This is a genomic window from Pseudomonas sp. dw_358 (assembly GCF_018449655.1).
Taxonomy (GTDB): Bacteria; Pseudomonadota; Gammaproteobacteria; order Pseudomonadales; family Pseudomonadaceae; genus Aquipseudomonas.
In genome coordinates, this window is the sequence record NZ_JAAVUX010000004.1 from 323,812 (window position 1) to 347,590 (window position 23,779).

General features: G+C 64.0%; 19 protein-coding genes and 1 pseudogene. 18 read left to right on the plus strand and 2 right to left on the minus strand.

What is annotated here, in order from left to right:
• Positions 1–156 precede the first annotated feature (156 nt).
• From HB675_RS09155 to HB675_RS09180, 7 genes and pseudogenes are all read left to right on the plus strand, one after another.
• Positions 157–402, plus strand: a complete 246-nt coding sequence (locus tag HB675_RS09155; protein ID WP_213877874.1) for a hypothetical protein — start codon at positions 157–159, stop codon at positions 400–402.
• Complete coding sequence (locus tag HB675_RS09160) at positions 399–1,937, plus strand: sodium:solute symporter family protein (protein WP_213877876.1); 1,539 nt, start codon at positions 399–401, stop codon at positions 1,935–1,937. The genes HB675_RS09155 and HB675_RS09160 overlap by 4 nt, the downstream gene beginning before the upstream one ends.
• A gap of 66 nt (positions 1,938–2,003) precedes the next feature.
• A complete protein-coding gene (locus tag HB675_RS09165) occupies positions 2,004–2,672 on the plus strand; it encodes an HAD family hydrolase (RefSeq protein ID WP_213877878.1) in 669 nt (222 codons plus the stop codon).
• Positions 2,665–2,790 (plus strand): annotated as a pseudogene (locus HB675_RS25795) (VapC toxin family PIN domain ribonuclease); the annotation flags it as partial. The gene HB675_RS09165 and the pseudogene HB675_RS25795, both read left to right, overlap by 8 nt.
• Before the next feature lie 121 nt (positions 2,791–2,911).
• The gene (locus HB675_RS09170) at positions 2,912–8,137 is read left to right on the plus strand and encodes a DUF4011 domain-containing protein (RefSeq protein WP_213877880.1); all 5,226 of its coding nucleotides are present in this window, start codon (positions 2,912–2,914) and stop codon (positions 8,135–8,137) included.
• The gene (locus HB675_RS09175; protein ID WP_213877882.1) at positions 8,134–9,483 is read left to right on the plus strand and encodes an MATE family efflux transporter; all 1,350 of its coding nucleotides are present in this window, start codon (positions 8,134–8,136) and stop codon (positions 9,481–9,483) included. The genes HB675_RS09170 and HB675_RS09175 overlap by 4 nt, the downstream gene beginning before the upstream one ends.
• A gap of 28 nt (positions 9,484–9,511) precedes the next feature.
• Positions 9,512–10,171, plus strand: a complete 660-nt coding sequence (locus HB675_RS09180) for a TetR/AcrR family transcriptional regulator (protein WP_256737502.1) — start codon at positions 9,512–9,514, stop codon at positions 10,169–10,171.
• A gap of 15 nt (positions 10,172–10,186) precedes the next feature.
• Here the strand turns inward: HB675_RS09180 and HB675_RS09185 are convergent, their stop codons facing one another.
• Entirely contained in the window at positions 10,187–12,925 is a 2,739-nt protein-coding gene (locus HB675_RS09185; protein WP_213877883.1) for a glycoside hydrolase family 3 C-terminal domain-containing protein, read from the minus strand.
• Positions 12,922–13,176, minus strand: coding sequence for a hypothetical protein (locus HB675_RS09190; RefSeq protein WP_256737503.1), 255 nt, complete (start codon positions 13,174–13,176; stop codon positions 12,922–12,924). The genes HB675_RS09185 and HB675_RS09190 overlap by 4 nt, the downstream gene beginning before the upstream one ends.
• 524 nt (positions 13,177–13,700) lie before the next feature.
• Here HB675_RS09190 and HB675_RS09195 point away from each other — a divergent pair.
• The 11 genes from HB675_RS09195 to gspD are packed head-to-tail and all read left to right on the plus strand — an operon-like array spanning position 13,701 to position 23,558.
• Entirely contained in the window at positions 13,701–15,410 is a 1,710-nt protein-coding gene (locus HB675_RS09195; RefSeq protein ID WP_213877885.1) for an ATPase, T2SS/T4P/T4SS family, read from the plus strand.
• Complete coding sequence (gene gspF, locus HB675_RS09200) at positions 15,403–16,611, plus strand: type II secretion system inner membrane protein GspF (protein WP_213877887.1); 1,209 nt, start codon at positions 15,403–15,405, stop codon at positions 16,609–16,611. Before HB675_RS09195 ends, gspF begins: the two co-directional genes overlap by 8 nt.
• A 12-nt stretch (positions 16,612–16,623) precedes the next feature.
• A complete protein-coding gene (gene gspG, locus HB675_RS09205; RefSeq protein WP_213877888.1) occupies positions 16,624–17,043 on the plus strand; it encodes a type II secretion system major pseudopilin GspG in 420 nt (139 codons plus the stop codon).
• A gap of 10 nt (positions 17,044–17,053) precedes the next feature.
• The gene (locus HB675_RS09210; protein ID WP_213877889.1) at positions 17,054–17,506 is read left to right on the plus strand and encodes a GspH/FimT family pseudopilin; all 453 of its coding nucleotides are present in this window, start codon (positions 17,054–17,056) and stop codon (positions 17,504–17,506) included.
• A complete protein-coding gene (locus HB675_RS09215) occupies positions 17,503–17,868 on the plus strand; it encodes a prepilin-type N-terminal cleavage/methylation domain-containing protein (protein ID WP_213877897.1) in 366 nt (121 codons plus the stop codon). The genes HB675_RS09210 and HB675_RS09215 overlap by 4 nt, the downstream gene beginning before the upstream one ends.
• On the plus strand, positions 17,865–18,470 hold the full coding sequence (locus tag HB675_RS09220) for a prepilin-type N-terminal cleavage/methylation domain-containing protein (protein WP_213877899.1): 606 nt from the start codon (positions 17,865–17,867) through the stop codon (positions 18,468–18,470). The genes HB675_RS09215 and HB675_RS09220 overlap by 4 nt, the downstream gene beginning before the upstream one ends.
• Positions 18,467–19,186, plus strand: a complete 720-nt coding sequence (locus HB675_RS09225; protein ID WP_213877901.1) for a type II secretion system protein GspK — start codon at positions 18,467–18,469, stop codon at positions 19,184–19,186. The genes HB675_RS09220 and HB675_RS09225 overlap by 4 nt, the downstream gene beginning before the upstream one ends.
• Entirely contained in the window at positions 19,186–20,232 is a 1,047-nt protein-coding gene (locus tag HB675_RS09230; protein WP_213877903.1) for a type II secretion system protein GspL, read from the plus strand. Before HB675_RS09225 ends, HB675_RS09230 begins: the two co-directional genes overlap by 1 nt.
• On the plus strand, positions 20,207–20,812 hold the full coding sequence (gene gspM / locus HB675_RS09235) for a type II secretion system protein GspM (protein ID WP_213877904.1): 606 nt from the start codon (positions 20,207–20,209) through the stop codon (positions 20,810–20,812). Before HB675_RS09230 ends, gspM begins: the two co-directional genes overlap by 26 nt.
• A complete protein-coding gene (locus HB675_RS09240; protein ID WP_213877906.1) occupies positions 20,809–21,321 on the plus strand; it encodes a type II secretion system protein N in 513 nt (170 codons plus the stop codon). Before gspM ends, HB675_RS09240 begins: the two co-directional genes overlap by 4 nt.
• The gene (gene gspD, locus HB675_RS09245; protein ID WP_213877908.1) at positions 21,318–23,558 is read left to right on the plus strand and encodes a type II secretion system secretin GspD; all 2,241 of its coding nucleotides are present in this window, start codon (positions 21,318–21,320) and stop codon (positions 23,556–23,558) included. Before HB675_RS09240 ends, gspD begins: the two co-directional genes overlap by 4 nt.
• Positions 23,559–23,779 lie beyond the last annotated feature (221 nt).

Here is a 23,779-nt window from a genome sequence, read left to right on the forward strand (position 1 = left end):
CGGATACGTCTCCAGGCCGCTGATGACTGCCGCGAGCACACCACTTTGACCCACGGGTCGCACGCTACAGGAGCCCACTCTCGTGAACAGTCTTGATTCTTTGCATCGCCTGCGGCCGCCTTCGTTGGCCATCCTCTGCACCGGGGAGGTGGGCCTATGAGCACGCCTTCGCGCTTCTCGCCCAAGGGCATCGTCTTCGGCCTGTACTTTTTTGCGCTGCTGATGATGGCCGTATTCCCACCGTTCTACCTGAGCATCAGCGGCAGCCGCCTGCTGGTGCTGGGCATCCCTCTGCCGATGTTCTACTGGATTCTCATCGCCGTGCTGTTGGGCCTGGGCGTCTGGGCCTTGTACCTCGTCGAATCCAGCAACGGGGACATCCCCGAGGAGACTCAGCCATGATCCCGTCCGGCAGCAGCTTTGACGTCTTCATCAGTTTCGGCGTGATCGGCCTGTTCCTGGCCGGCATGATCGCGGTGCTCTACCGCACCAACAAGCAGAGCCACAGTTTTGCCGACTACGCCGTAGGTGGGCGTTCCTATGGGCCGTGGTTCATCGCCATGTGCTACACCAACTCCTGGTGGCCGGGCGCGACCTTCACGGCATTCTTCTCGCTGTCGGTGGGCAGTGCGCTGGGCTTCTATGGGATGGTCTATTCCACCCTGGGCGTGACCGCCATGTACCTGATGGCCACCCGCGCCTGGACCTGGGGCAAGCGCTTCAACCTGACCACCCAGCCGGACTTGCTGGGCATGCGTTTCAACAGCCCGGCGGTCAAGCGACTGGCCTCGATCATCGGCATCATCTCGGTGTTTCCCTGGGTGGTGATGGGCATCCAGGCGCTGGCCATGTTGTTCCAGTTCGCCAGCTTCGGCGGCTGGGGCGTCACCGCGTGCCTGAGCGCCGGGGTGCTGGTGGTGCTGATCCGCCAATACTGGACGGTGAGCATGGGCATGCGCGGGCTGATCATGACCGACATGTACCAGGGCCTGATCGCCTATGTGCTGGCGGCGGCCTTGTGCGTATTTCTGCTGGGCGGCAGCGCCCATGCGTCGTTCTCCAACCTGGCGCACTTGCCCGCCAAGATGCTGTTGATTCCCGGCGACACCGGCACCGGTTATGGCGCGTGGTACATGTTCAGCCTGATTTTCACCGGGGTCATCGGCTCGATGTGCTGGCCTATGAGCTTTCAGCGCATCTACACCGCCAGCGGTGTGCGCTCGGTAAAGAAGGGCACGGTTTATACCATCCTGCTGATGGGCGGTTTCTACGGGATCCTGATGCTGTTCGCCACCGCCGTAAGCCAAGACCCGAACGTCGCTGCACATCCGCAGCAAGGCTGGTTCCTGGCGCTGTTCGACATCGGCGGCCCGGTGCTGCTGGCGGTTGCCATCGCCATCGTCCTGGCGGCAAGCATCGGCCATGTGGATGGCTGCGTGCAGGTCTGCGGTGTGCAGTTCGCCAATGACCTGGCGACCTGGACCAAGCCGCGCACGGACCGTCAGCTGACGGTATTGGCCAAGAGCGCGATGATCGTGTTCATCGTCGCCGCGGCGGTAGTGGCCTACCTCACGTTCAACTACTCGCGGCTGCAACTGCTGGCGCAGATTTCCTATCAGGGCATCATTCAGTTGGCGGTACCGTTGTTCTTCGGTTTGTTCACGCGTTGGGGCAACAAGCAGGGCGCGATTCTAGGCATGCTCACCGGTATCGTCATCGCCATTGTGCTGACCACGATCTACCCCGATGACATCGCCGGGCTGGGTTCGCTCACCAGCGGCATCGTCGGCGTGATTTTCAATGCGCTGGTGTTCGTCGGCTGCGCGCTGGTGTTCAAACCGTCGGCCGAAGAGACCCGGCGCGTGGCCGAGTTATTCGCCACCGCCGCGCCGCAAGCCCTGGCGAGCAAGGGCGGCGCTACACCCGTCCTCAACTGAGACCGGTCATCAAGGCTGCCCGCCAGGGGCAGCCTGTTTTTATTATCTCCCACTCTGGAATCCTCCATGCCTCTGGCTATTTTCGATCTCGACGAAACCCTTATCCATGGCGATTGCGCCAGCCTGTGGAGTGCCTGGATGGCGCGCATCGGCTGGGTCGATGCAGACCTCTTTCCCGCCCGCGACCGGGAATTGATGGCGCTGTACAGCGAGGGCCGACTGGCCATGGAAGACTACATGGCCTTCAGCCTGGAACCCTTGATCGGCCGCACGCCGGCCGACGTGGACGAGCAGGTGCTGCACTACATCGACGAGGTCATCGAACCGCTGTTCTATCCCGGCGCCTGCGCCACCGTGCAGGCTCACCGCGCGGCGGGCGAGCGGCTGCTGGTGATCTCGGCGTCGGCGGCCTTTCTGGTCAAACCCATCGCCGCCCGGCTGGGCATCGACGCGGTGCTGGCCATCGACCTTGAAGTGCGTGACGGGCGCTACACCGGCCGTACCCAGGGGGTGCTGACTTACCGCGAAGGCAAGGTCATCCGCCTGGCCGACTGGCTGGAACTGCACGGCGAGACCTTGGCCGACGCCAGCTTCTATTCCGACTCGCGCAATGACTTGCCGTTGCTCACGCGCATCACCCACCCGGTGGCGGTCAATCCTGACCCGGTGCTGTTGGCCCATGCCCAGGCGGCGGGGTGGAAGGTGTTGGAGTGGCAGGCGCGGCGCTCGGCATGACGCAACCGCGCTGATCGCCCCTGCGGCCTTGGTCCACGGGATGACCGTCGTTACCCGCAACGTCAAGGATTCCGAGCATGGGGGAGTGGAGATTCTCGATCCATGGAGCGGTCACTGACCCCCTCATCCTGACTCATTTTGACAAACCGATTCCAAAACCCCCATCACTCATGGACTATAGGCGCCATTTACTCGCTCCTGCGCCCGGGGCGAGCGCAGGTCGCTCCAGGAGTCCATGAATGACCATCGTTATCGAGGCGCTGATCGCCCGCAAGATCGGCTTTGCCTCGCATCAGAATTCCGTTCCTCTCGTCCGCGAGTTGAGCATCGGCAACCAGGGCGAACACAGCCTGCAAGACTTGGTGCTAAGCCTCGACACCGACCCTGCCTTCGTCGAAACCCGGCGCTGGAACATCGACCGTCTGCACCCAGGCGATCGCCTGGGCATCAGTGAACGTGACATCAAGCTCAATGCCGGTTACCTCTCGGGCCTGAGTGAAAGCCTCGGGGCCGAGGTGGTGTTGCGGGTGACCCAGGGAGAGACCCTGCTGGTGGAGCAACGCTACCCCACCGAACTGCTGGCCCGCACCGAATGGGGTGGCCTGAGTGCCATGCCCGAATTGCTGGCAGCGTTCTGCATGCCCAACGACCCGGCCGTAGACCGCGTGCTCAAGGCCGCCTCGCAGGTGCTGCGCCGCGCCGGCAAGCCTGACGGTATCGACGGCTACGAAAGCAAGTCGCGCACCCGCGTGTGGGAACTGACGTCGGCGATCTGGTCGGCGGTCTGCGGTTTCAAGCTCAGTTACGCGCTGCCGCCGGCCAGTTTCGAGCAGCAGGGGCAGAAGATCCGCCCACCGGGACAGATCCTCGAAAACGGCGTGGCTACCTGCCTGGACACGGCTCTGCTGTTTGCCGCTGCCCTTGAGCAGGCCGGGTTGAACGCCTTGCTGATCATGACCAAGGGCCATGCCTTTGCCGGCGTGTGGCTGCAGCCCCAGGAGTTTTCGCAACTGTTGACCGACGAAGCATCGGCGGTCCGCAAGCGTCTGGACCTCAAGGAATTGCTGGTATTCGAGACCACCCTGGCGACCCGTGCGCCAGCGCCCGGTTTCAATCAGGCGATTACCGCGGCCGAGCGGCAACTGGACGATGAGCAGTTCATCATGGCCATCGACCTGCACCGCGCGCGGATGCAGAAGATCCGCCCCCTCGCGCTGTTGACGGCGCCCGGTACCGAGGGTGCTGAAGACACCCCGGCCGTGCTCGAAGGCCTGGAAGAAGCCCCGGCTCTGCCGGGCTTCGACGTCGAAATCGACGACAGCGCCGTGGGCCCGGCCGGCAAGCTGGTGTTGTGGCAGCGCAAGCTGCTGGACCTGACCACCCGCAACCGCCTGCTGCACCTGCCCGACAGTGCCAAGGGCGTGCGCCTGCACTGCGCCGACCCGGCCGCGTTGGAGGATGTGCTTGCCAAAGGTCAGCGCATCCGCGTGGTGCCGGTGCCGGACCTGGAAAGCGGCGGCCGCGACCCGGCGCTGTACGCCCAGCAGAACCACGAAAGCCTGCTGGACGAAGTGGCGCGCCAGGCCCTGAGTCGGGGCGAGGTGCTGGCCAGCCTGGAAAAGGTCAAGCTTGACGCCACCCTGATCGACCTCTACCGCAAGGCTCGCACCGACCTGGAGGAGGGCGGGGCCAACACCCTGTTTCTGGCCATCGGCTTTCTCAAATGGAAGAAGACTGCCGACGACCCCAAGACCTATTCCGCGCCGCTGATCCTGCTGCCGGTCAAGCTGGAGCGCAAAAGCGCATTGTCCGGGGTGACCCTCGGCCTGCTGGACGAAGAACCGCGTTTCAACCTGACCCTGCTGGAATTGCTGCGCCACGATTTCGAACTGACCATCCCGGAACTGGACGGTGACCTGCCCGCCGATGACAGCGGCATCGACGTCGAGGGCATCTGGAACCGCGTGCGCCGCGCGGTGCGTGACGTGCCCGGCTTCGAGGTCAGCCCCGAGGTGGTACTGGGCACTTTCTCGTTCGCCAAATACCTGATGTGGAAAGACCTGGCCGCCAACGCCGAACAGCTCCTGCAAAGCCCGCTGGTCAAGCACCTGCTGGAGCGCGACCCCGCCGGCGAAGGATTTGCCAGCGACGGTGAATTCCCACGACCGGAGCGGTTGGATGCGACGGTCAAGGTCGCCGACCTGTTCACGCCATTGGCAGCGGACTCGTCCCAGCTGTCGGCGGTGGTGGCATCGGCCGGCCAACACAGCTTTGTCCTCGATGGCCCGCCCGGCACCGGCAAGTCGCAGACCATCGCCAACATGATCGCCCACAACCTGGCCTTGGGCCGGCGTGTGTTGTTCGTCGCCGAGAAGCGCGCGGCATTGGACGTGGTGTATCGGCGCCTGGCCGAAAAGGGCCTCGGCGAGTTCTGCCTCGAGCTGCATTCGAGCAAGGCGTCCAAGGTCGAGGTGCTCAAGCAGCTGGACCGCGCCTGGGACGTACGCGACACCCTCAGCGCCGAGCAATGGCAGCACGAAGCGCAGCGTTTGCAGACCTTGCGCGCGCGGCTTAACGAAGTGGTCGAGGTGCTGCATCGGCGGCGGCCTGCGGGGCTGTCGTTGCACCAGGCCATCGGCCGCGTGGTGCGCGATCATCTGCCTTCGACCCCCGTCCTGCTGTGGCCCACCGGCACCGAGCACGATGCCGGTCAGTACAGCGCCCTGCTGGATCTGGCGCGGCGTCTGGGGCTCAATGGCGAGGCGGCTCGCGAGTTGTCCGAGCGCTTTGGGCTGCTGACCCAGACCCAGTGGTCAAACGCCTGGCAAGCGCAGATGGCCGCCAGCGCCCGCGAGCTGCCCCAAAGGTTGGATGCGCTGAGCGGCGCTGGCGAGCGCTTGCTGGCCCTGACTCACGTGCCGCTGCCCATCGGCGAAGTCGCCGACCTGCGTCAGCTTCACGGCCTGGTTGCCTTGATGGGCGAGACCCATGGCCTGGACCTGGCCGTGGCCTTTGCCCCCGACGCCAGCCATCGCCTCAAGGCCGCACGGCGTGCCCGGGACCTGATCGAACGCTATCACGAACACCTCAAGGGCTTGTCCCTGAGCTATGCCGACGAGGCCTGCCGACGAATTCCGGTGGCGGCGCTGCGGCAGCAATGGCAGGAAGCCGAGGGCAAGTTCTGGTTCTTCGCCAGCTTCGCCAAGAAGAAAGTGGCGCGCCAGCTGGCCTTGCTCGGCGGCGCGGCGGGGCTGCCCGACGTGCCTGCCGACCTGGCAATTTTCGAGCGCCTGCAAGCCTTGCTGGTAGAGCTGGACGGCCTGGCGGTGGACGTGCAGTCGATTCCCGGCTGGCACGGCCTTGCCAGCGACAGCAAGCGCCTGCTTCACGCGGTCGGCCTTACCGAGCGTCTGCGCAGCCAGCTCAGCGCGCTGGCTGAGTCCCCTGAACACCTGATCGCCCTTCGCGCCGCCACCGCGCGTCTGGTGGTGGATGCCAACGACATGCTCGCCGCCGGTGGCCAGATCGACACGGCCCTGTCCACCCTGAAGCAGGCCCTGGTTCTCCACGATACCAGCGCCCAGACGTTCAATGCCCTGGCGGCCGACGGCAGCGAGATGGCCTTGTCCATGGCCGCGCTGCGGGCCACTTGCGCCTCCATCGAACAGTACGAGCAGCGCCTCAAGGCCTGGTGCGACTGGCGCCGTGTGCGCGAGCAGGCCAGCGAGGCGGGGCTGATGCCGCTGGCCGTCGCGCTGGAACAAAACCAGCTGGCGGCGGACGCCATCGAACCGACCTTCGTCACCGCCTATGCCCGCTGGTTCGCCACCGAAGGCATCGACAGCGAACCCTTGCTGCGCAACTTCGTCGCTGCCGAGCACATGAGTGACATCGCCGCGTTCAACCAACTGGACGACGCATTGGGCAGCCTCAGCGTGCGCTACATTCGCGCCAGGCTGTGCGGGCTGATCCCGTCGAAGAACGACATCGGCAAGGGCAGTGGCTTCGCCATCCTCAAGCATGAACTGCAAAAGTCCCGACGGCACAAACCCGTGCGCCAACTGGCGGTGGAAATGGGCGATGCGCTGAACAAACTGGCGCCGTGCATGCTCATGAGCCCATTGTCCATTGCCCAGTTCTTGCCCGCCGATCAACCGCCGTTCGACCTGGTGATCTTCGATGAGGCCTCACAGATCGCCCCTTGGGACGCCATCGGCTCCATCGCCCGCGGCAAGCAGGTGGTCATCGCCGGTGACCCGCGGCAGATGCCGCCGACCAACTTCTTCAATCGCGGCGCCAGTGCCGGCGACGACGACACTGCCGAAGACATGGAAAGCATCCTCGACGAGTGTCTGGGCGCCGGGGTGCCCAGCCATAGCCTGAGCTGGCACTATCGCAGCCGCCACGAGAGCCTGATCGCCTTTTCCAACCACCGCTACTACGACAGCAACCTGATCACCTTCCCGGCCGCCGAGACCCGCGCCAGCGCTGTGCACTGGCGGCGGGTCGACGGGGTCTACGCCAAGGGCAAGGGCCGCCACAACCAGGCCGAAGCCGAGGCCATTGTCGAGGAGACGGTCAAGCGCCTGACCGATCCGGCCTTCGTCGCGGCCGGGTATTCCATCGGCATCATCACCCTCAACGCCGATCAGCAAAAGCTGGTCAGCGACCTGCTGGACAAGGCGCGGCTCCAATACCCGCAGATCGAGCCGTTCTTCCAGGAAGGGCAGATGGAACCGGTGGTGGTCAAGAACCTGGAGACCGTGCAGGGCGACGAGCGTGACCTGATCATCCTCGGCATTGGCTACGGTCCGACCGAGCCGGGTGCGCCGGTGATGTCGATGAACTTCGGCCCGTTGAACAAAGACGGTGGCTGGCGCCGCCTGAACGTCGCCATCACCCGCTCGCGCCGGGAGATGCTGGTGTTCACCTCTTTCGACCCGTCGATGATCGACCTCAATCGCACCAATGCCCGGGCGGTGCGCGACCTCAAGCACTTCATCGAATTCGCCCAGCGCGGCCCCCGGGCGTTGGCCGAAGCGGTGCAGGGCTCGGTAGGCGGCTACGATTCGCCGTTCGAAGAGGCTGTGGCCCAAGGGCTGCGCCGGATGGGCTGGCACGTGGTACCGCAGATCGGTGTGTCGCGCTTTCGCATCGACCTGGGCATCGTCCATCCGGACCGCCCTGGCGATTACCTCGCCGGCGTGGAGTGCGATGGCGCCACCTATCACAGCGCCGCCACGGCCCGTGACCGCGACAAGGTGCGTGGCGCGATTCTGCAAGGATTGGGCTGGAACCTGCTGCGCGTGTGGTCGACCGACTGGTGGGTAGACAAGGAAGGGGCGTTGCAGCGCCTGCATGGGGCGTTGAACGCGTTGCTGGAGACGTCACGCCAGAACCTGCCTGCCGCCTTGCCCGCACCGTTGGCCGATGAGCCACAGCCATCGACGCAAACCGCGCTGTGACAGAAGCCCGCGCACGCTTTACCGAGGGCCCTCTGGCCCGGCACATTGTCGCCATGGCCGGCACCAGCGCGCTGGGCGCGTTGGCGGGGTTTCTGGTGGACATCCTGACCTTGGTCTACGTGTCCATGCTCCACGATCAGGCACTGTTGGCGGCGGTAGGTCTGGCCAAGACCCTGGTGTTCATCAATGGCGCCTTTGCTTCCGGGATGGTGATTGCGGCCGGGGTCGTGCTGTCGGAGCGCATTGGCAAACATGACAGCCAGGCCCTGGCGCGGTGGGTGACTCATTTGCTGATTCTGGCCCTGGCCACCAGTGCCTTCATCGGCCTGCTGGAGCTGGCCTGCGTCGCCCCGGTGAGCGGCTGGTTGGGCACGGATGCCCCCGTCTATGAAGCGGCCCGGCATTTCATCTGGATGGCGCTGCCCGCCAGCCTGTTGCTGGCGGCCATGCAGATGTGCGCGCAGATGCTCAAGGCCCAGGGCCATGTGCGCCGGGCGCTGGGGGTACTGCTGTCCGGCGCGGCAACGCTGGCGTTGGCCGACCCGCTGTTCATTTTCGTCTTCGACCTGGGCCTGGACGGGGCCGCCATGGCTTATCTGCTTTCCAGCGCGGTGTCGTTGCTGGTGGGGCTGGTGCTGGTCAAGCGCCATATTGGCGTGTCGACGACGTTGCGCTGGAAACTGTTCAAGTTGCACACTGGCCAGACGTTGCGCATTGCCCTCCCGGCGATGCTGGGCAACCTGGCCATGCCGGTCGGCATCATTGGTTTGATGGTGGTGGTGGCCGGGCAGGGTGCATCGGCATTGGCCGGTATGGCAGTGATAGACCGCGTGTTGCAGTTTGCCTACTGCGTGTTCTTTGCATTGCCTGGGGCGCTGGTGCCTGTGCTGGGGCAGAACATCGGAGCGGGCTGCGATGAGCGCTTTCGCACCAGTGTCGTGCTCAGTCGCCGGCTGGTGGTGCTCTACGGTCTGGCCGTGTGGTGTGGGCTGCTGGTGTTCGGGCCGACCATTGCCGACTGGTTCGAGTTGACCAGCAGCGGCCGGGCGATGTTTTTGGCCATGTGTCACTTCGGCGCGGGTTTCTGGATTTTGTTCGGGCTGGATTTCGTTGCGCAATCGGTGTTTCTGACCACCCATCGGGCCTGGTGGGTGTCGGTGTTCGGTTGGTTGCGCGGCACCTTGGGCAGTGTGCCCTTGGTCTTGCTCGGCGCCCGTTATGGCGGTGGCCCGGGTGCCTTGATCGGCATGTGGGTGGGCAATGGGCTGGTGGCGTTTGCGGCGGTCTGCTTTGCCTCGCGTCGCACACGCCAATTTTTGGCTGAACGCGCCCAGGCCACAGGCTGATAGCGCTCAACGTTTGAATGGATACCGTATGTCAGTGACCGATACCGATCCGAGCACCGAGGCGCCCGCACCCAAGCGCCGTCGAGCGCCCAAGGGCGAGATGCGCCGTGCCGCCTTGCTTGATGCCGCCACTCAGGTGTTTGCCCGCGATGGTTACCTGGGCGCGTCCATGCGCGATGTGGCCGACATTGCCGGGATCACCACGGTGGGCCTGCTCCATCATTTTCCCAACAAGGTGGCGCTGCTGCGCGCCTTGCTTGACCGCCGCGACCAGCGCATTACCGAACGCTTCGGTGACCTGGTGACGTCCCCGGACCTGGAGGGTTTCCTGCAATTTCTGCGGCTGAGCATGGGCTTCAGTGTGGAAAGTGCCGACGAGTGTCAGGCGTCGGTGATGATCAACACCGAGAGTCTGTCCGACAAACACCCGGCTTACCCGTGGTATCAGGAGAAATTCGACATGGTCCACGGTCACGCCCAGGCGCACCTGGCGTCGTTGCTCGAAGGGGGGGAGATACGGGCGGATATTGACGTGAAAGCCTTGGCCCAGGAGATCTTTTCACTGATGGACGGCCTGCAGATCCAATGGCTCAGGGGCCGCAGCAGCGTCGACGTGTTGCACGTCTTCGATGTTTACCTGCGGCGCCTGGCCAATGACCTCAAACCTTCCTTGCAGGCTCATCCTTGAGCCTGCCGCTCGCCGTCAGTAGGTCTGCGCGGCCTTGACCTGGACGGCCTTGCGCAGGGGCAGCGGCAGCGGGTTGCTGTCGCGGGTGGTCAACTGCTCGGGGTACAGCGTGGTCAGCGTCTTGGTCAGCGCCAGGTCCTGGGAGCTGGTGCCCACGCGGATCTTGAACTTGCCGGCATCGACGTTCCAGCTATCGCTGCTGTCCACGTAGTAAGCCAGCGAGCGCGAGTCGAGCGGGATGCTCACCGTTTTGCTCTCACCCGGCTTGAGGTACACCTTGGTGAAGCCCTTGAGTTCCTTTTCCGGACGGTCGACGGTCGGGCTCACCGGTTGCACGTACAGTTGTGCCACTTCGTAGCCGGCCTTGTCACCGGTGTTGGTCAAGGTGAACGTGGCGTTGATGGTCGCCCCAGGGGTCAGGACATTGCTCGACAGTTGCAGGTCGCTGTAACCGAAGGTGGTGTACGACAGACCGAAACCGAACGGGTAGAGCGGCTTGGTGTGGTTCTTGTCGTAGGCACGGTAGCCCAGGTACAGGCCTTCGCTGTAGGTCATTTCGCTCAGGGCGCTGTCACCGCGGTATTGCGCCGGGTCCGGGTAAGAGGCGTAACTGGCGTTGTCTTCGATCTGCTTGTCGATGGTCACCGGCAGCTTGCCCGACGGGTTGACCTTGCCGAAGAGAATCTCGGCCAGTGCCTGACCGCCTTGCTGGCCCGGGAACCAGGCTTGCAGGGAAGCACCGACTTTCTTCGCCCACGGCTGCATGTCCAGCACCCCGCCGCCGTGCATCACGACGATGGTGTTGGGGTTGACCTTGGTGACGTTGGTGATCAGGTCAGCCTCTTGGTCAGGCAGCTCGTAACTGTGGTCCGAGGCTTCGCCTTCGTTCTCGAAGGTGTTGCCGACCGCAACGACGACCGCATCGTACTGGGCCAGGTCCTTGGCAGGACGCATCGACGCCCAGCTCATCTGAACGCCTGCGAGGCCACCCAGTGCCGGGGTGAAGTTGCCTTGCACGCGCTGGTACTCAAGCTTGACGCTGTAAGACTTGCCGGCCACCAACGCCGCGGTCTGGCCGGAGGTGACCAGAGCGTTGACCACGTCCGAGGAGAACGGCACGCCGTCGCTCTGCAGGACCAGTTGGTCGTTGACCCAAAGCTTGTACGGGCCGTCGGCACGGACCTTGAACACCTGGGCGCCGGAAATCGTCGGTTTGATCACCGTGGTGAAACGTGCCGAGAAGGCACCTGCGGTCGGGCTGAAACCTGACACGGCGGTGGTGCCGGCGGCGGTCACGTTGGTGCTGGTGGTCCAGTTCAGGTTCACCCCGGGTTCAACCCGCGTCAGCGCCGGGCTGCCAGAGAAGCTGGTGTTGCTGTAGTACTCGGCTTTCACGCCGGCGTTGTTGATGTCGTTCTGTCCGGTGCTCGGCTGATACCACAGCGCCGTTTGCGGGTTGAGGCTCAGTGCCGAGAGGAAGGTCACGTTCGAGCTGCGCGAAGCCAGCTGTTGCAGGCCGCTCAGTTCGTTGACGTAGCTGGTGGGCGGCGAGTTGGCGGTGCCGAATGGCGAGCCTGGCACCTCGTTGGCCCAGTCACCGATCACGGCGATCTTGGCCGAGCGGGCCAGTGGCAGCAATGGCTTGCCGGCGCTGGTGTTCTCATTGCGCAACAGCACGATGGCTTCACGGGCGGCGTCCAGAGCGGCTTTGGCGCCGTACTCGGTGTGCTCCAGGGTCTGCGCGGTGTTGAGGTTGTCCTGGAAGTCGTAGCTGACCACGCCGCGCAGGTTGCGCTTGACCTTGTCGTCGATGACGTTCTGCGTCAGCTGGCCACTCCACACGTACGGCATCAGGTTGGCTTCGGTGAATTGCAGACCCGACGGCATGTCCAGGTCGGTGCCGGCCCAGGCGCCCTTGAAAGGATCGTGGATGGCGTTGAAGTCACTGATCACCATGCCTTGATAGCCCCACTCGCCCTTGAGCACGTCGGTGATCAGGTGGTGGTTCTGGCAGGCATAGTCGCCGTTGATCTGGTTGAAGCCGCACATGATCGACGCGACGTTCGCGTTCTTGACCATCGACTCGAAGCCCGGCAGGTACATCTCGCGCAGGGTCCGCTCATCGACCTTGATGTTGACTAATTGGCGGTTGGCTTCCTGCTCGTTGGCCAGAAAGTGCTTGCCGCTGGCCTGGATGCCCTGAGCTTGAATGGCGTTGACGATGGCCGGCGCCATGACAGCGCCGAGGAAAGGGTCTTCGCCGCTGACGTATTCAGCGGCGCGGCCGCCGTAGGGGGTGCGATACAGGTTGGCGCCGGGCGACAGCATTTGCTGGCCCCCCGAAATGCGCGTTTCGTAGGCGATGGCCAGGCCGAATTCCTTGGCCCGGTTGATGCTCCAGGTCGCTGCCAGTGCTGACTGCGACGGGTATTGCGCGCCGAAGGTGGCGCTGTTGACGTGCACGCCCATGGACGAGTCGTAGGCGGTGGTGCCCTTGATGCCCCACTTGAGCAGCGCCGGGATCATGTGGCCGTCATCGACACGGGTAAAGTTGATTTTTTCCGACTCGCTCATGTTGTCGAGAATCGAGCTGACCCGCGCTTCGACCGCATTGCCGGTGGCCGGGGTGACTTCGGCGAGGGCCAGGTTGGCCTGGCTGACACTGAAGGCCAAGAGGCTCAGGCCCAGGGTCTGTTTGAAGGCTGACAAGGGGAGCGTCCTTTTGCTGGCGGCGGTTGGCTGAGAGCCGGTCATGGCTGTTGCACCTGGGTCGGTGTGTCGTCGGTTTGCACCGGTGTGTCGAGTACCGTGGCGGCGCCAGTGGCAGTGGTCGTGGCGACGCTGGCGACACCGGACAATTGATCGCGTTTGGCTTCTATCTGTTGACGAAGTTGTGCGGGCGTCACGGAAGTGGTCGCAGTGGCAGGGGAATCGGCGGCAAACGCAGCAAAAGGCTGGGCGCACAAAAAGAGCGCGCCCAAGACAGGCAGCAAGGGTCGAATCATCGATGACATCTCGGCGGTGGTAGAAAGAGAACGAAGACGCCGCGTGGAAGTTCCACGAACCGGGTCGGGTGCTAAGGCCGGATGATGCACTTAAAAGTTCAATGGCGGCAAAGAGAATTTAGACGCGGTGAAAAAACCAATGGGGGAGCACTTGCAAAAAGCACCCGGTGCAGCATTTTTTTTCGGATCCATCGTAAGGATTTAGCTACAAAGCGGATAAATGTGTATTTAATGGCTGTAAGTCTGTGTGTGTTGGCAATAAATACCCGTTTTCCTCCATAAAACAGCTATTAAAAATCAACATCTAAACCTAGTTGATAATAGGTTTAAGGATTTGCTATGCTGTGCCGGTACTGAAAAAACGCCCCGCGCTCGCCGGTTTCTATCGCTGAGAGTGTGTCCGTAATACCCCGATTTCTGGAGGTTGAAGAGGAATCGGAAGGGGCGCTACGACAACTTCTTATTAAACTCACTACTTCATCTGGTCTCAGGTGCGGTCACCGAGTCGTTATTGGCCGCCGACCATGTTGATGCCGGAAGTTTCGTCGTTATTGCCCACGCAAGTTCAAGTGTGTCAGTGGTTGCATGAAAACGCTGATGTCGCCGCGGGTGATATTCAACGGGCGCGAAAACTGTGCGAAGTTGAAAACCAAAGTGATGAAAACCTGCTGCACACCTTGTTGCGTCTGGGCGCCGTGCGTGACGAGCAGGCGGTGGCGGCGTACGTGGCATTGCTGGGTGCAGAGCGGCTGACGCTGGATGAAGTCGCCCATGCAGTACCGCTGGCCATCGGCAGCGAACGGTTCCTGCGCCACCACGGGCTGGTGGTGATTGGCGCCGACGAGCAGACCCTGAGTGTGGTCGCCAGCCCGCCGCTGAGCCGTTACGCGTTGGATGCCATCGGCTACTGCGCCGGCAAGCGGGTGGCGCTGCAATTGGCCACCGCAGCCGAAGTCCAGAGCCTGATCGAGCGCTTTCACGGTGCCGGCCGCAGTGCCATGGATGCGTTGCTGGAGTCCCTCGACGAAGCGCCTGGCCTGGATGACATCGAGCACCTCAAGGACCTCGCCTCCGAAGCGCCGGTGATTCGGCTGGTCAACATGATCCTGCAAAAGGCCGCCCAGGACCGCGCATCGGACGTGCACGTCGAGCCCTTTGAAGACCGCCTGCAGGTACGTTACCGCATCGATGGTCTACTGGTTCACGGCGAGGCGCCGCCGGCCGGTTATGCCGCGGCGGTGATTTCGCGGCTCAAGATCATGGCCCGGCTGGACATTGCCGAGCGTCGGTTGCCCCAGGACGGCCGGATCATGCTGCGTCTGCAAGGCCGCGAACTGGACCTGCGCATCTCCACCGTGCCCACCAGCTTCGGCGAGTCAGTGGTGATGCGGCTGCTGGATCGGCAAACCGTCAGCTTTGACTTTCCCGCTCTGGGCATCGATGGCCCGCGCCTGCAGACCTTGCTCGACCTCCTCGAACGACCCCACGGCATCGTCCTGGTGACCGGCCCGACCGGCTCGGGCAAGACCACCACGCTGTATACCGCTTTGTCGCGGCTCAACACCGCCGAGCGCAAGATCATCACCGCTGAAGACCCGGTGGAATATCAGCTGGCGGGCATCAATCAGATTCAGGTCAAGCCAGCCATCGGCCTGACCTTTGCCACCGCGCTGCGCTCGATCGTACGCCAGGACCCGGACGTGATCATGATCGGCGAGATGCGCGACCTGGAAACCTGCCGCATTGCCATCCAGTCGTCGCTGACCGGTCACTTGGTGCTCTCCACCCTGCACACCAACAGCGCGGCGGCCAGCATCACCCGCCTGCTCGACATGGGCGTGGAACACTACCTGATCGCTTCGACCCTGCAGGGTATCCTCGCCCAGCGGCTGGTGCGCCGGCTCGATCCGGCCACGCGTATTGCTTTTGAAGCGCCCGCCGAACTGATCACCCGCCATCGCCTGGACCTGTACACCGAGCAGCGCCCGATTGTGCTGTACCGACCCGACCCTGACAGTGTCGGCGGCGGCTACCACGGCCGCAGCGCGATCACCGAACTCCTGGTGATGAACGATGAATTGCGCAGCTTGCTCATGCGCCAGGCCGATGTGGCCACCTTGGAGCAGGCGGCGCGCCGTCATGGTTTGCTCAGCCTGTTCGAAGACGGTTTGCGCCAGGCCCTGGCGGGCATCACGTCACTGGAAGAAGTTCTGCGGGTAGCGCGCAATGATTGACCCGCAGAGCTTCCGCTACCGAGCGCTGGCCAGTGATGGTGTACAGCACAAAGGCTTTATCCACGCCGATGACCTACACGGTGCCGCAGCGCGCTTGCAGTCGCGTGGCTGGCTGGTTCTCAACCTCCAGCCCGGTGGCCTGGCGGGGCAGCAGAGGGCAGTGGCGCGCGTGCTCGATGGTGCACAACTGGTCAGCTTCACCCAGCAACTGGCAACCCTGCTCAATGCGGGCCAGCCGCTGGAGCGGGCGCTGGGCATCCTGCTCAAACAGGCCGGCCAGGCGCGCCGCGCGGTGCTGTTTCAACGCATTCGCGAGCAGGTCAAAGCGGGTGCTCCGTTATCCCAGGCGCTGGAGGATGAAGGCGGGCAATTCTCGCCGCTGTACGTCAGCCTGGTGCGTGCGGGCGAGGCCGGTGGCGCGCTGGATGTTGCCCTCGCGCAACTGGCGACCTATCTGGAGCGCAGTCAGAAGCTGCGCGGTGAAGTGACCAATGCGCTGATCTACCCCGCGTTTCTGGTGGTGGGCGTGCTGGGTTCCCTGGCTTTGCTGCTGGCGTATGTGGTGCCGCAGTTCGTGCCGATCTTTCGCGACCTGGGGGTGCCGATCCCGTGGATCACTCAGGCGATTCTTGCCCTGGGGGAGTTCGTCAGCGCGTACGGGCTGCTGTTACTCGGCGGCTCGATTGTCGCGGTGATGGGGTTGGCCGCTGCCCGGCGCAACCCCGCGCGGCGCCAGCGTCACGATGTTCGCCTGCTGCACCTGAAAGTCCTCGGGCCGCTGCTGCAGCGTCTCGAGGCCGCGCGCCTGGCCCGCACCCTGGGCACCTTGCTGGGCAATGGCGTTTCGCTGTTGCAGGCGCTGCTGATCGTGCGCCAGGTCAGCAGCAATTTCGCCATGCGCGCCCAAGTCGAGCAGGCCACCGAACACGTCAAGGGCGGCGGCACGCTGGCTGCCGGTTTCGGCCTGCAACCGCTGTTGCCGGAGCTGGCCATCCAGATGATCGAGGTGGGCGAGCAGTCTGGTCAGCTGGGCGCGATGCTGCTCAAGGTCGCCGATGTATTCGACATCGAGGTCAAGCGTGGCATCGACCGGCTGCTGGCCGCCCTGGTGCCCACCCTGACCCTCGTCATGGCGGTCATGGTCGCCTTGATCATGCTCGCCATCATGCTGCCGCTGATGAGCCTTACCAGTAATATTTGAGGAACTACCCCCATGAAATCCATTTCGTCTGCCCGTCGCCAGGGCGGGTTCACCTTGCTTGAGATGCTCGCCGTGATCGTGTTGCTGGGCATCGTGGCGACCATTGTGGTGCGCCAGGTCGGCGGCAATGTCGACAAGGGCAAGTACGGCGCGGGCAAAGCGCAACTGGCCAGCCTGAGCATGAAGGTGGAGAGCTACGCGCTGGACGTCGGCGCGCCCCCGGCCAGCCTTGAGCAACTGCTGCACAAGCCTGCTACGGCCAAAGGCTGGGCCGGCCCCTATGCCAAACCATCGGATCTGAACGACCCGTTCGGCCATGCCTTCGGCTATCGCTTTCCCGGTGAGCATGGCAGCTTCGACCTGATTTTCTACGGCCAGGACGGCCAGCCCGGAGGTGAAGGCTACAAAGCTGACCTGGGCAACTGGGAATAATCGGGTGTCGATGTCTGCCACGTGGGCGGCCCCGGTGCGGCGTGATCGCGGCTACACCTTGCTCGAGATGCTCGTGGTGATCGTGCTCATCGGCGTGGCCATGGTGCTGCTGGGGGTCGGCCTTGGTCGTGGCCTGCATGCGGCAGCCGAGCGCAAGGCGTTGACGCAGATGGTCGACACGCTGCGGGCGGCGCGGGTCATGGCAGTGGTCAGTGGCCAGCCGACGCGAGCGGTCTTCGACCTGCAGCAACGCACCGTACAGGCACTCGGCAAGCAGCCTGTGCATTGGCCTGCCGACTGGCAGGTGCGCTTGCAGACCTCCGAACAGCTTGGCGCTGCGTACGCGTTTTACCCGGATGGCGGCTCCAGCGGTGGCAACGTGCTGATCAGCCGTGAGGCGCGTCAGTGGCGCATCGATGTGAGTTGGCTGACGGGTACCGTTGTGGCCCGTGAGCTGCCATGAAAGGGGGGCAGCGCGGTTTCACCTTGCTTGAAATGCTCGCCGCGCTGGCGGTACTGGCGCTGTGTGCCAGCGTCTTGCTGGTGGCCTTCGGGCAAGGCGCGCGCACCTTGCAACAAGTGGCCAGCCGCGACCGCATGAGTCTGGCCGCACGCTCGGTGATGGACGATCTGGAGGCCGGCCCCTTGCAGGCGGGCCGCCGTGAAGGGCAGTGGGATGACCTGAGCTGGCAGCGCGAGGTGTCCGAGGTGCCGGTGGTTGCCGGCGCGGCGCGCCTGTGGCGCATTGATCTGACAGTCCGGGACGGTCGCCACCAGGTGCTGTTCAGCACCCTCAGGGCCCGCAGTGGGGGCACCCCGCCATGAGGCGTCAGTCAGGCTTTACCTTGCTGGAAATGCTCGTGGTGTTGAGTTTGCTGGGGATGCTGCTGGGCCTGATCGGTACCTTTTTGTTGAGTGCCACGGCCTCTCAGGCCAAGTCCCAGCGTTTCAGTGCGCGGCTGGATGAAATTCGCGCTGCCCAGCAGTACTTGCGCATGGGGATCGCTCAGGCGTTGCCGGTGGCGGCGGGTTCCCCGGCCGCCGGTCAGCCGGTCCGGTTTATCGGGGAGGCCGAGCACATGGTGTTTTTTGCACCCTTGCCGGACGCCCTCGGGGGCGGCCTCTATCAGCAGCAGGTCAGCCACAGCGAGCACCGTTTGCTGGTGCGTTTTGCCTTGCTCGATGGCCAGGCGTTAGCGCCGGTGGGTGAGTTTCAGCCCCTGCTGGGAGATGTCGAGCAGGTCAGTTTCAGTTATCGCGGCTTGTCGCCACTGGCTCAGGACAGTGGCTGGCTGACGGCCTGGCCGTGGCCGCAGCGGTTGCCTCGGCAGGTGCGCATCCAGGCCCGGTTGGGCGGCCCGGTGGCGTGGGTCACCGAGGAAGTGAACCTGCACCTGGACCTGGCCAGCGAGCCCGATGCCGGATGAAGCCTGAGCGTGGCGTAGCGCTGTTGCTGGTGTTGTGGTTATTGGCGTTGCTCAGCGTGTTGCTGGCGGCGCTGGCGGCCACGGTGCAACTGCAACTGCACCAGGCGCAGTGGCTGGGAGGGCAGACTCAGGCGCTGTTGGCGGCCGAGGGCGGTATCGATCAGGCCGTGATTGCGCTGCAGGCCCGTGATCCGGCGGCCCGCTGGGCGGCTGATGGGCAGCCGCACATCGCGCGTCTGGGTGATGCGGGACTGGTGGTGAGGGTGCGCAGCGAGCGCGGCAAGCTGGACCTCAACTCCGCACCTTTGAGTGCCGTACGGCGCTTGCTGCAAAGCGCCGGCGCTTCGCCTCAGGCCGCCGAGGCTATTTCCCGGGCGCTTGAGCAACAGCGCAACGGCCCGGCACCCGTGCGCACCGTGGAAGCGTTGCGCGCGTTGCCCGGCATGAGTTTCGAGCTGTACCGCGCCATGGCACCGCTGGTGACGGTGTGGTCGGGAGAGGCCCAACCGGACCCCAGCCTGGCGCCCCCGCAGCTGGCTCGAGCATTGGGCTTGCCGGCGGCCCGGGCAGCCAATCCGCAGGCGGGGCAGATATTCACCCTCGACAGCGAGGCACGCCTGCCTGATGGCGGGCACGCGGAGTTGCGAGTGACCTTGATTTTGACTTCGGCAAAGGAGGGCGCCAGGCCATACCGTGTCCTGCGCTGGCAAGAATGATGGCATTATTTTCAAGCGCGCTGCGGCATCTGCAGCAGCTCGCGACCGAATGGAACAACCGCTGGTGGGCCAGTCTCGCCCGGCGCGGGTTGCAGGCCTGGTTGCTGGAATTGCATGGCCTGCTACCGGTGCGCCTGCGCGACCAGGTGACCTTGGGGCCCAAGATGCAGCGGCTGGCCTGGCCCTTGACCGCAGCGGCGGACCCGACGCGGCCGGCCGTGTTGTTGCTGGCGCCCCATGAGGTGCTGGTGCAGCACATCGCGTTGCCCACCACGGCCACCCGGGACCTGCTGCGTGTGCTGGCGTTCGAGATCGACAAATACACCCCCTTTGCCCCGGAGCAGGTGCATTTCACGGCGACCGTGGTGGGCCAGGCGGCGGGCCGGGCCTCGGTATTGCTGCTGGCCATCGCTCAGGAACGCCTGGCCGCAATCCTGCAACAGTCGGCGGTTGCTGGCCTGAGTGTGATCGGCCTGCGCGTGCAGGCTCCCCCGGGACCGATCCTGCCCGGTGACCTGTTGCCCGCTGCGCTGCGCCCGAAAGTGGCGGTGGCGGCGCGTCGCAACCGGATGCTGGCGGGCATTGCGCTGGTGTTGCTGGTGGCCTTGATGGTGACCACCCTGAACCAGCGCCAAGGGCAGGTGGAGCGCCTGCGCGAGGCGGTCATGAGCCAGCGCGCCGAGGTGGCCGAGCTGGAAACTTCCCGGCGCGAGTTGCAGGTTACCCGTGATGCCGCCAGCTACCTCAGCCGCCTGAAGTCCCAGCGGCCCACCGTCAGCCTCATGCTGGCCGATTTGAGCGCTTGCCTGGGCGACGACACCTGGCTTGAACAGTTACAGGTCCAGGACGGGACAGACCTCTCTCTGACCGGGCAAAGCAAGCATGCCAGTGCCTTGATCGGCCGAGTCTCGGCGTGCTTCAGCGTGCAGGGGCCGCAATTTCAAGGGGTCATCCAGCCCGACCCGCAGAGCGGCAATGACCGCTTTTCGCTGGTCGCCCACCTCACACAGGAGAGCCCTGATGCGCCGCGCCCTGACCGTCAATGAACGTCGCATCGCAGCGCTGGCCCTGCTGGCGTTGCTATTGTGGACAGGCTGGTACGTGCTGATCGACAGTTGGTTCGCCACGCCCATGGCGGCACTGGATGAGCAGGCGCAGCTGCTGCAAAGCCAGCACCAGCGCTATGCCCGCGTGCTGGAACAGGGGCCGGCGCTGCGTGCGTCACTCGATCAGGCCCGTCAGGACCCGGACAGCCGCGCCAGCCTGCTGGCCGGCGAAGACGCCAACGCGGCGGCCGCGCAGTTGATGCAATACGCTGTCGACAGGGTCAAGGCCCAGGCCCTGGTCGGGCCGGGCTGCGTCGTGACGCAGCGCATGCCCATGGTGCCCGAGCAAGACGCGACGGTACCGTATCGGCAGGTCAAGGTGAGCCTGACGCTGGAATGCGCCACTGAGCCTTTGATGCGCCTGTTGCATGATTTCGAGTATTCGCAGCCCACGCTGTTTGTCGAGGATTTGAGTGTTCATCGCCCCACCACGGCGGCGTCCTCCGGCGGCCCCGGTCGACTCAAGGTGCAACTGTTGCTGCGCGGTTACCTCGCGGCCGCCAGGGAGCCCCAGGCATGAAGCCGCTGACCGCTACCCTCTGGCTGCTGATTACCGCCCTGGTGGCAGCCCTCGCCTGGTGCGCCTTGGCCAACCCGCGCGCGCTGGTCTGGCTGCCGGTAGCCGCACTGCCCAAGGTCAATAACCCCGCACCCGTGGCGCTGGCAGTCGCCGATCTGTCCAGCGAAGAGCGGGCGGTGGCCTGGCAACAGCCCCTGTTCAGCCCGGATCGCCAGCCTGACCTGGCCCGTGCCAGCGCTGCCAGCACTTCCCTGGACGGCCTGGCGCTGGGCGGCGTGATGCTCCACGGCAAGGAGCAATGGGCATTGCTGCGCCAGCGTGACAAGCGCGCACTCAAGCTCCAGCCGGGCGACCGCCTGGACAACGGCTGGACGGTGCAACAGCTGACCGCCACCAGCGTCACTTTCCAGCGTCAGGGACAGACGCAAACCCTGAACCTGCCCGTACCGCGCCTGCCGGCGCCCGCTGCAGCCCCTGTTTTGCCACCTTCACACGTAGTCACACCATGACCTTTCACTACGCTTCAACCCGGTTTTCCACGCAACTGCGTAGCCCACTGCTGAGCCTGGCTGTGGCCATTTCCCTGAGTGGCTGTGCCTGGCAGCAGGACACCCACAACGAACCGGCCTTGATCAACGAGGCCATGAACGGCACAGGCGCGCAGCGGCCGGCGACCCCGCAACCGGGCAGCGAGCCTGCTGTTGCGCGCGCGGTGACGGCACCGGCCCAGCGGCAGATCATTGTCGGCACCCAGCGCTTCATTCATCCGCAGCCACCGATCAAGGTGGCCGGTACAGATCTCCCGGGCGACGTGGTCTTCAACTTTACCGACCAGCCCATCGAGGCCGTCATCAACACGGTCATGGGCGACCTGCTGCACGCCAACTACAGCATCACCCCCGAGGTCAAAGGCAACGTCAGCTTTTCCACCTCAAAGCCTGTGAACAAACAGCAAGCGCTGTCCATTCTGGAAACGCTGCTGTCCTGGACCAACAACGCCATGATCCGCCAGGGCGACCGCTACATCATCCTGCCCGCCGCCCAGGCAGTGGCCGGCAAACTGGTACCGGAAATGCCCGTGGCGCAACCGTCCGCGGGTCTTTCCGCACGGCTTTACCCGCTGCGCTACATCGGTGCGACAGAGATGCAGAAGCTGCTCAAACCCTTCGTGCGCGAGAATGCTTTCCTGTTGGTGGACCCGGCGCGCAATGTGCTGAGCCTGGCCGGTACCGCCGACGAGTTGGCCAACTACCAGGACACCATCGACACCTTCGACGTCGATTGGCTCAAGGGCATGTCCATCGGCGTGTATGCCTTGCAGCACGCCTCGGTGGGCGAACTGATGCCGCAACTGCAGAAAGTTTTCGGCCCCGACAACGGCATGCCGCTGGGGAGCATGGTCAAGTTTTTGCCTAATGAGCGAACCAACTCCATCGTCGCCATCTCTGCTCAGCCTGCGTACTTGCAGGAAGTGGGGGACTGGATCAAGACCATCGACGAGGGCGGCGGCAACGAGCCACAGATGTACGTCTACGATGTGCGCAACATGAAGGCCTCGGACCTGGCCAAGTACCTGCGCCAGATCTACGGCACAGGGGCGATCAAGGAAGACACCGCCGCCAAGGTAGCGCCCGGCCTGCGCACGGCGACGCTGTCTTCGCTCACTAGTACCGGCAGCAGCACTTCGGGCAGCACCGCTACCGGTGGCCTTGCCACCCATTCCGGCACCGACACGCAAAGCACTGATCAAAGTGACAGTGACGACAGTGACGAAAGCGCGGACGAAACACAAAACGACGACTCCAGCAGCGCACAGGAGACCCAGGGCAGTCAGAAAAGTCTTGAAGAAAGCGTGCGCATCACCGCGCAGAAAAGCACCAACCAACTGCTGGTGCGCACCCGTCCTGCGCAATGGAAAGAGATCGAATCGGCCATCAAACGCATGGACAACCTGCCGCTGCAGGTGCAGATCGAAACGCGCATTCTTGAAGTGAAATTGTCTGGCGATCTGGACTTGGGGGTGCAATGGTACTTGGGCAAACTGGCGGGTAACTCGACCAGCACCACAGTGGCCAACAGCACGGGTAGTCAAGGTGCGCTGGGCAGTGGGGGGGCTAGCCTGGGCAGTACCGATGCGTTGTTCTACTCCTTCGTCAGCAGCCACTTGCAGGTGGCCTTGCATGCCTTGGAAACCAACGGACGCACTCAGGTGCTGTCGGCACCGTCGCTGGTGGTGATGAACAATCAGGCAGCGCAGATCCAGGTCGGCGACAACATCCCCATCACCCAGACTACGGTCAACACGACCAGTTCTGCCACCACGTTGAGCAGCGTCGAGTACGTGCAGACCGGGGTGATCCTGGACGTGACCCCAAGGATCAATCCGGGGGGCCTGGTGTACATGGACATAAAACAGCAGGTCAGCGATGCCGACACCAGTAGCGTGACCACGACGCAGCCCAACCCCAGCATCTCGACGCGCTCGGTGTCCACGCAGGTTGCCGTGCAGAGCGGACAGACCGTGCTGCTTGGCGGGTTGATCAAACAGGACAATGCCGAATCAACCTCCAGCGTGCCGGGCCTGTCGAGGATCCCCGGGCTGCGTTGGTTGTTTGGGTCCACTTCCAAAAGCCGTGACCGCACCGAACTGATTGTGTTGATCACGCCCCGTGTGGTGACCAGCGCCAGCCAGGCGCGGCAGGTGACGGATGATTATCGTCAGCAGATGCAGTTGTTGAAGCCTTGACCGGAAGGCTTGCTCACCGTGCCGAAAAGGTGAGTCTGCATCAACACGTAAAACGGATTAGCTCACTTGAATTCGGGTCGCCATGACGATCTCAGAGTTGCTACTGAAATCCGCGGGCTTATCCGGCATCTCCAGGGTGGCCGAAGGCCCCTTTCGCTTTTACAGCGACTCCCTTTTGGAAAGACCCAAAAGGAAGCAAAAAGTCTCCGCACCCGCATTGG

Bases quoted from the DNA above. Each gene is read 5' to 3' on its own strand.
- HB675_RS09155 (WP_213877874.1), top strand. From the start codon at position 157: ATGAGCACGCCTTCGCGCTTCTCGCCCAAGGGCATCGTCTTCGGCCTG.
- HB675_RS09160 (WP_213877876.1), top strand. From the start codon at position 399: ATGATCCCGTCCGGCAGCAGCTTTGACGTCTTCATCAGTTTCGGCGTG.
- HB675_RS09165 (WP_213877878.1), top strand. From the start codon at position 2,004: ATGCCTCTGGCTATTTTCGATCTCGACGAAACCCTTATCCATGGCGAT.
- HB675_RS09170 (WP_213877880.1), top strand. From the start codon at position 2,912: ATGACCATCGTTATCGAGGCGCTGATCGCCCGCAAGATCGGCTTTGCC.
- HB675_RS09180 (WP_256737502.1), top strand. From the start codon at position 9,512: ATGTCAGTGACCGATACCGATCCGAGCACCGAGGCGCCCGCACCCAAG.
- HB675_RS09185 (WP_213877883.1), bottom strand. From the start codon at position 12,925: ATGACCGGCTCTCAGCCAACCGCCGCCAGCAAAAGGACGCTCCCCTTG.
- HB675_RS09190 (WP_256737503.1), bottom strand. From the start codon at position 13,176: ATGATTCGACCCTTGCTGCCTGTCTTGGGCGCGCTCTTTTTGTGCGCC.
- HB675_RS09195 (WP_213877885.1), top strand. From the start codon at position 13,701: ATGTTGATGCCGGAAGTTTCGTCGTTATTGCCCACGCAAGTTCAAGTG.
- gspF (WP_213877887.1), top strand. From the start codon at position 15,403: ATGATTGACCCGCAGAGCTTCCGCTACCGAGCGCTGGCCAGTGATGGT.
- gspG (WP_213877888.1), top strand. From the start codon at position 16,624: ATGAAATCCATTTCGTCTGCCCGTCGCCAGGGCGGGTTCACCTTGCTT.
- HB675_RS09210 (WP_213877889.1), top strand. From the start codon at position 17,054: ATGTCTGCCACGTGGGCGGCCCCGGTGCGGCGTGATCGCGGCTACACC.
- HB675_RS09215 (WP_213877897.1), top strand. From the start codon at position 17,503: ATGAAAGGGGGGCAGCGCGGTTTCACCTTGCTTGAAATGCTCGCCGCG.
- HB675_RS09220 (WP_213877899.1), top strand. From the start codon at position 17,865: ATGAGGCGTCAGTCAGGCTTTACCTTGCTGGAAATGCTCGTGGTGTTG.
- HB675_RS09225 (WP_213877901.1), top strand. From the start codon at position 18,467: ATGAAGCCTGAGCGTGGCGTAGCGCTGTTGCTGGTGTTGTGGTTATTG.
- HB675_RS09230 (WP_213877903.1), top strand. From the start codon at position 19,186: ATGGCATTATTTTCAAGCGCGCTGCGGCATCTGCAGCAGCTCGCGACC.
- gspM (WP_213877904.1), top strand. From the start codon at position 20,207: ATGCGCCGCGCCCTGACCGTCAATGAACGTCGCATCGCAGCGCTGGCC.
- HB675_RS09240 (WP_213877906.1), top strand. From the start codon at position 20,809: ATGAAGCCGCTGACCGCTACCCTCTGGCTGCTGATTACCGCCCTGGTG.
- gspD (WP_213877908.1), top strand. From the start codon at position 21,318: ATGACCTTTCACTACGCTTCAACCCGGTTTTCCACGCAACTGCGTAGC.